General features: G+C 71.0%; 5 protein-coding genes and 1 rRNA gene. 2 read left to right on the top strand and 4 right to left on the bottom strand.

Annotation, left to right across the window (positions count from 1 at the left end; all coding sequences use genetic code 11):
* Positions 1–221 precede the first annotated feature (221 nt).
* The 3 genes from ABT263_RS38250 to recD2 all read right to left on the bottom strand — a co-directional run bounded on the left by ABT263_RS38250 (position 222) and on the right by recD2 (position 5,200).
* Positions 222–941 (bottom strand): SDR family NAD(P)-dependent oxidoreductase, encoded by a 720-nt coding sequence (locus ABT263_RS38250; RefSeq protein WP_329489906.1) that lies wholly within the window; start codon positions 939–941, stop codon positions 222–224.
* Between the two features lie 507 nt (positions 942–1,448).
* Positions 1,449–2,738, bottom strand: a complete 1,290-nt coding sequence (locus ABT263_RS38245) for a citrate synthase (protein ID WP_329489905.1) — start codon at positions 2,736–2,738, stop codon at positions 1,449–1,451.
* Between the two features lie 224 nt (positions 2,739–2,962).
* Positions 2,963–5,200: an SF1B family DNA helicase RecD2 gene (gene recD2, locus ABT263_RS38240; RefSeq protein ID WP_352298434.1), complete on the bottom strand. Its 2,238-nt coding sequence runs from the start codon at positions 5,198–5,200 to the stop codon at positions 2,963–2,965.
* Positions 5,201–5,354: 154 nt separating this feature from the next.
* Between recD2 and ABT263_RS38235 the strand changes: the two genes are divergently transcribed.
* Both ABT263_RS38235 and ABT263_RS38230 read left to right on the top strand, forming a co-directional pair.
* The gene (locus ABT263_RS38235) at positions 5,355–6,146 is read left to right on the top strand and encodes a VOC family protein (protein ID WP_352298431.1); all 792 of its coding nucleotides are present in this window, start codon (positions 5,355–5,357) and stop codon (positions 6,144–6,146) included.
* Between the two features lie 176 nt (positions 6,147–6,322).
* Positions 6,323–6,775, top strand: a complete 453-nt coding sequence (locus ABT263_RS38230) for a GNAT family N-acetyltransferase (RefSeq protein ID WP_352298428.1) — start codon at positions 6,323–6,325, stop codon at positions 6,773–6,775.
* 97 nt (positions 6,776–6,872) lie between these two features.
* Here the strand turns inward: ABT263_RS38230 and rrf are convergent.
* Positions 6,873–6,953: ribosomal RNA gene (gene rrf / locus ABT263_RS38225) — 5S ribosomal RNA — on the bottom strand; the annotation flags it as partial.

The following is a 6,953-nucleotide window of genomic DNA, read 5'->3' as shown; positions in this document are numbered from 1 at the left end:
GGCTACAACCTCGCCGCCCTCCCCCTCGCCGCCACCGGCCTCCTGAACCCCATGATCGCCGGCGCCACCATGGCCTTCTCCTCCGTCTTCGTGGTCACCAACAGCCTCCGGCTGCGCCGGTTCCAGCCCGCCGCCCGGCCCTGAGACCGCGCCCCCGCAACGCCGAGGGGCCCGCCCACCGCGCGTGCGGTGGGCGGGCCCCTCGGCGTCTCCCGGAGCGGTCAGCGCCCGAGCAGCTCGCCGCCGTTGCAGTGCATGATCTCGCCGGTGATGAAGCCGGCCTCCGCCGAGGCGAGGAAGTAGACCGCCGCGGCCACCTCGCCCGCCTCGCCGATCCGGCCGAGCAGCGTCCGGGCCGCCCGGCGCGACACCTCGGCCTCGTCCAGCCGGGGGCCGAAGAACTCGGTGCCCGCCACGGTGCCCGGGGCGACGATGTTGGCCGTGATCCCCGAGGTGCCGAGCTGCGCGGCCAGGAAGTGGTTCCAGGCGTGCAGCGAGGCCTTGGCGGCCCCGTACGAGCCGGCGCCGCTCAGGGCGGCGATCGAGCTGACCGTGACCACCCGGCCCGAGCCCGGGGTGAGCCGGTCGCGGATGGACTCGGTCAGCAGCACCACGGTCAGCACATTGCGCTCGAAGTCGCCGCGCCAGCGGGCCAGCAGGGCGTGCGGCCCGCCACCGATCACGGTCTCCCGGCTGCCGGCGTTGTTCACCAGCACGTCGATCCGCTCCGGTAGTTCACCCAGCGCCGCCTCGACGTCGTCGGGGTCGGCGAGGTCGCGGACCAGTGGGGTGACGTTCGGTCCGAGGTCGGCCGCGGCCCTTTCGAGCACCGCCCGCCGACGGCCGACGATCACCACCCGTTCGCCCGCCTCGGCGAACCGCCGCGCCACTTCGTACCCGATACCCGTGCCACCACCGGTGACGACGACGTTCCTGGCCATCTGCGCACTCCCTCCCCAGTTCCGCCGCCACGCTGCGAGGGTGCGGGGCGGTCCGTACCGGAATGCCACGATTCCTATCACGCTCGGTTGCCGTGACTGCGGGGAGGGTGACGTAGCCGCCGCCGGGAGGTGTGATATGGGCGGGCCACAGCCCGCACACGGAGCGTGGCGAGAGGCAGCTCACACCCCCCGGGCGTAACTTCTCGCACCCTGATACGTCTTAGGTTGGTAGTGCGGCAGTTTTTCGGTGGGCGGAGACGTGGCGAACGGCATCACGTCGCCGCACGGCCACCACTGCCGCCGACGGGGCTCCGGCGGGCCCCGGGACGGTCGCCGACGGTTGGCGGCCTTCGCGCACGACGCCGGGGTGTGGCGGGTCTGGGACGCTTTGAGCGGCCGTCCCCGGCTGCGGCCGCCCCGGAGTCGTGCGCTGTACCTCTCCCACCCTCGTGCGGGACGGTGAAGGGCCCGGCCGCGTGAAGCGGCCGGGCCCTTTCAGGTCCTGCGTCAGCGGGCTTCGAGGCCCACGTAGTCGCGGATCGCGGTGCCGGTGTAGATCTGGCGCGGACGGCCGATCCGGCTGGTCGGGTCGTTGATCATCTCGTGCCAGTGGGCGATCCAGCCCGGCAGCCGGCCGAGGGCGAACAGCACGGTGAACATGCTGGTCGGGAAGCCCATGGCGCGGTAGATCAGGCCGGTGTAGAAGTCCACGTTCGGGTAGAGCTTGCGCGAGACGAAGAAGTCGTCCTGGAGCGCGTGCTCCTCCAGCTTGAGCGCGATGTCGAGCAGCTCGTCGGACTTGCCGAGCTGGCCGAGCACCTCGTGCGCCAGCAGCTTGACCTGCGCGGCGCGCGGGTCGAACGCCTTGTACACGCGGTGGCCGAAGCCCATCAGCTTGACGCCGTCCTCGCGGTTCTTCACCTTGCGAATGAACGCGTCGACGTCGCCGCCGTCCTTCTGGATGCTCTCCAGCATCTCCAGCACGGCCTGGTTCGCGCCGCCGTGCAGCGGGCCCCAGAGCGCCGAGATGCCGGCCGAGATCGAGGCGAACTGGTTCGCGTGGCTGGAACCCACCAGGCGGACGGTGGAGGTCGAGCAGTTCTGCTCGTGGTCCGCGTGCAGGATCAGCAGCTTGTCCAGCGCGTTCACGACGACCGGGTTGAGCTCGTAGTCCTCGGCGGGGACGGCGAAGGTCATCCGCAGGAAGTTCTCGACGTAGCTCAGGTCGTTGCGCGGGTAGACGAACGGCTGGCCGACCGACTTCTTGTACGCGTAGGCCGCGATCGTCGGCAGCTTCGCCAGCAGGCGGACCGTCGACAGGTGGCGCTGGGCGGCGTCGAAGGGGTTGTGGCTGTCCTGGTAGAAGGTGGACAGCGCGCCGACGACCGAGGACAGCATCGCCATCGGGTGGGCGTCGCGCGGGAAGCCCTGGTAGAAGCGCTTGACGTCCTCGTGCAGCAGGGTGTGCTGGGTGATCTCGCGGTTGAACTCCGACAGCTGGTCCGCGGTCGGCAGCTCACCGTTGATCAGGAGGTACGCGGTCTCGATGAAGCTGCCCTGCTCGGCGAGCTGCTCGATCGGGTAGCCGCGGTACCGCAGGATGCCGTTGTCACCGTCCACGAAGGTGATCGCGGACTTGTACGCGGCGGTGTTACCGAAGCCGTTGTCCAGGGTGACCAGGCCGGTCTGCGGGAGCAGCTTCGAGATGTCGAAGCCGGCGTTGCCCGCAGTGCTCTCGACGACGGGGTACTCGTACTCGCCGTCCTGGTACCGCAGTACTACCGAGTTGTCGCTCACGTCTTCCTCACCGACGAAATGAATCCTCTTCCAAGGTGCCCTGACTGTCTCTACCATCCCCCATCTGGCGGACAGCCGCGCACCCGGGGTGGCCCGAAAGGGACCGCCCCTACAAAACCTGCCGCCGCAGCCGGTACGAACCGGCCAAGATCGGCACCACTCCAGGCTCTGCCGTAAATCTCTTCACGTCAAGAGAACAATAGAGGCAACCATCCGTTGGAGAATCATCCAGTCGCCAGCCGATGATCCAGCGCGGCGTGCCTCCTACCTGCGCTGACGGTGCGAACGGCCTGTCCGATCGCCTTCCGTGACCCCACCAGCACTACGAGTTTCCGCGCCCTGGTCACGGCGGTGTAGAGCAGGTTCCGCTGGAGCATCGTCCAGGCGGACGTGGTGACCGGAATCACCACCACTGGGTACTCGCTCCCCTGCGACCGGTGGATGGTCACCGCGTACGCGTGCGCCAACTCGTCCAGCTCGTCGAAGTCGTACGGCACCTCCTCGTCCTCGTCGGTGACCACCGTCAACCGCTGGTCGTCCACGCTCAGTGAGGTCACCACTCCCACTGTGCCGTTGAAGACCCCGTTGCGCCCCTTGTCGTAGTTGTTGCGGATCTGGGTGACCTTGTCCCCCACCCGGAACGTCCGGCCGCCGAACCGGCGCTCCGCCAGCCCCTCCCGGGCCGGCGTCACCGCCGCCTGCAGCAGCGTGTTCAGGTTCCCCGCGCCCGCCGGCCCCCGGTGCATCGGCGCCAGCACCTGGACGTCCCGGCGCGCGTCGTACCCGAAACGCTGCGGGATCCGCCGCGCCACCACGTCCACCGTCAGCCCGGCCGCCTGCTCGGCGTCGTCCTCCACGAACAGGAAGAAGTCCGGCAGACCCTCCGTCAACGGCGGCAGGCCCTCGTTGATCCGGTGCGCGTTGGTCACCACGCCCGACTGCGCCGCCTGCCGGAAGATCCTGGTCAGCCGCACCGAGGGAATCGGGCCGCCGTCGGCCAGCAGGTCCCGCAGCACCTCGCCGGCGCCCACCGACGGCAGCTGGTCCACGTCCCCCACGAACAGCAGGTGCGCCCCCGGCGCCACCGCCTTGACCAGCTTGTTCGCCAGGATGAGGTCCAGCATCGAGGCCTCGTCGACCACCACCAGGTCGGCGTCCAGCGGGCGGTCCCGGTCGTAGGCCGCGTCCCCGCCCGGCCTCAGCTCCAGCAGCCGGTGCACCGTCGAGGCCTCCACCCCGGTCAGCTCCGCCAGCCGCTTCGCCGCCCGGCCGGTCGGCGCCGCCAGGACGACCTTCGCCCGCTTCGCCAGCGCCAGCGTCACGATCGACTTCACCGTGAACGACTTGCCGCAGCCCGGACCGCCCGTCAGCACCGCCACCTTCTCCGTCAGGGCCAACCGCACCGACTGCTCCTGCTCCGGAGCCAGCTCCGCCCCCGTCCGCTTCGCCAGCCAGCCGAGCGCCGCCGGCCAGTCCACGTCCGCGAACCACGGCATCCGGTCCGACTCCGAACGCAGCAGCCGCAACAGCTGGTTGGCCAGCGAGATCTCGGCCCGGTGGAAGGGCACGAGGTACACGGCGGTGATCGGCTCCCCCGCCTCCCCCGGCACCGCTTCGCGCACCACCCCCTCCGCGGCCACCAGCTCCGCCAGGCAGTCGATCACGAGCCCGACGTCCACCTGGAGCAGCTTCACCCCGTCCGCGATCAGCCGCTCCTCGGGCAGGTAGCAGTGCCCCTGGTCGCTGCTCTGCGACAGCGCGTACTGCAGGCCCGCCTTCACCCGCTCCGGACTGTCGTGCGGGATGCCCACCGCCTGCGCGATCCGGTCCGCCGTCAGGAAGCCGATGCCCCAGACGTCCGACGCCAGCCGGTACGGCTCGTTCTTGACCACCCCGATCGAGCCGTCCCCGTACTGCTTGTAGATCCGCACCGCGAGCGACGTCGACACGCCGACCCCCTGCAGGAAGACCATCACCTCCTTGATGGACTTCTGCTCCTCCCAGGCCGCCGCGATCTTCTTGGTGCGCTTCGGCCCGAGCCCCGGCACCTCGATCAACCGGCCCGGCTCGTTCTCGATCACCTCCAGGGTGTCCACCCCGAACCGCTCCACGATCCGCTCCGCGAACCGCGGCCCGATGCCCTTGATGAGCCCCGAGCCGAGGTAGCGCTGGATGCCCTGGATCGTCGCGGGCAGCACCGTCGTGTAGTTCTCCACCACGAACTGCTTGCCGTACTGCGGGTGCGACCCCCACCGCCCGTGCAGCCGCAGCGACTCCCCCGGCTGCGCCCCCAGCAGCGCGCCCACCACCGTCAGCAGGTCGTTCGCACCGCGCCCGGTGTCCACCCGGGCGACGGTGTAGCCCGTCTCCTCGTTGGCATAGGTGATCCGCTCCAGCACGCCCTCGACCTGAGCGAGCTGGCGCGGCAGCGGCGGCTGGTCCGCCTGCGCCTGCCTGGCCACCGGGCCCCCCTTATCAGTGCGGGTGCAGTTTCGCTACGCACCGTACCGCCCGGGTGCGACACCGGGCGTCCTGATGCCAGGCTGGAGGGCAGCGGGGGGCGCCGACACCGCCCGTGCCCCGCCGCGACGGGCCCGTTCAAGGAGCACCGCCACCATGCTCAGCACCGCCTTCACCCCCGGCTCCCCGAACTGGCTCGACCTCGCCAGCCCGGACATCGCCGCGTCCGCGGTCTTCTACAACACCGTGTTCGGCTGGACCTTCGCCACGGCGGGGCCCGAAGGGGGCGGCTACGGCTTCTTCCAGCAGGACGGCCGCACGGTCGCCGCCCTCGGACCGCTCAACGAGAACGCGGACCGCCCCGGCTGGACGATCTACTTCCACACCCCCGACGCCGACCGGACCACCGCGCTCGTCGAAGCCGGCGGCGGCACCGTCCGGTTCGCCCCGTTCGACGTCTTCAACAGCGGCCGGATGGCCGGTTACCGCGACCCCACCGGCGCCGAGTTCGCCGTCTGGCAGCCGCACGCCACCCGCGGCCTGGACACCGTCACCGATCAGGGCACCTTCTGCTGGGCCGAGTGCTACAGCGTCGACGCCGACGCGGCCAAGGAGTTCTACCGCGGCGTCTTCGGCTGGCAGGAGCAGGACGTCCCGCTCGGCGAGGTGACGTACACCGTCCTCACCCCGGCCGGCGGCGGTACCGACGACGCCCACGGCGGCATCATGCAGCTCGGCCCCGAGCAGACGGCCGCGGGCACCGGCTCGCACTGGCTCCCCTACTTCGAGGTCGCCAACGTGGACGCCGCCCTCGCCCTGGCCGGCCAGCTGGGCGCGACCGTCCGCATCCCCGCGATGGACGTGCACGGTGTCGGCCGACTGGCCCAGCTCCTCGACCCGCACGGGGCGGTCTTCGCCGTCATCACCAGCGCGCTACCCGGCGAGTGACGCCGGATCACCTCGCCGCTCCACCCCTCGGGCGCACCCGAGCGGCCCCCTCGGCGGCCTCTCGACGGCCTCTGACGGGCCCAGGCGGGCCCGCGGGCGCGCGGGGGCGGCAGAGGAACAGACCCGAGCCCTGGACGGGCCCCTCCGCGCCCCAGGGGCTCGCCTAGGCTGTGATCATGAACGACCTGACGATCCGCCGCGCCACCGCCGACGACCTGCCGGCGATAGTGGCCATGCTCGCCGACGACCCCCTGGGCGCCGCCCGCGAGAGCCCCGACGACCTCTCCCCCTACCGGACGGCCTTCGCCCGGATCGACGCCGACCCGCACCAGCACCTCGTGGTCGCCGAGCGGGCCGGCCGGACCATCGGAACGCTCCAGCTGACGGTGGTGCCCGGGCTCTCCCGCAGGGGCTCCACCCGCACCATCATCGAGGCGGTCCGGATCCACGCGGACGAGCGCGGCACCGGCCTCGGCACCGACCTGATCCGGTGGGCGATCGACCGCTCCCGCGAGCTCGGCTCCGACCTCGTCCAGCTCACCTCGGACGCGACCCGGACCGACGCCCACCGCTTCTACGAGCGCCTCGGCTTCGTCCCCTCGCACCTCGGGTTCAAGCTCGCCCTGTAGTCCCCCCGGACCGGTTCCGCACCGCAATTCCCGCGCTGCCCCGGAAACGCAAAGAGCCCCCCGATCCGTACGGACCGGGGGGCTCTTTGGAATGATTGTTCGGCGGCGTCCTACTCTCCCACAGGGTCCCCCCTGCAGTACCATCGGCGCTGTGAGGCTTAGCTTCCGGGTTCGGAAT

Origin of the sequence: Kitasatospora sp. NPDC001603, assembly GCF_040298365.1 — a bacterium.
Classification (GTDB): Bacteria; Actinomycetota; Actinomycetes; order Streptomycetales; family Streptomycetaceae; genus Kitasatospora.
Note: the sequence above shows the minus strand (reverse complement) of the source record. Positions and strands in the feature narration are given on the sequence as shown.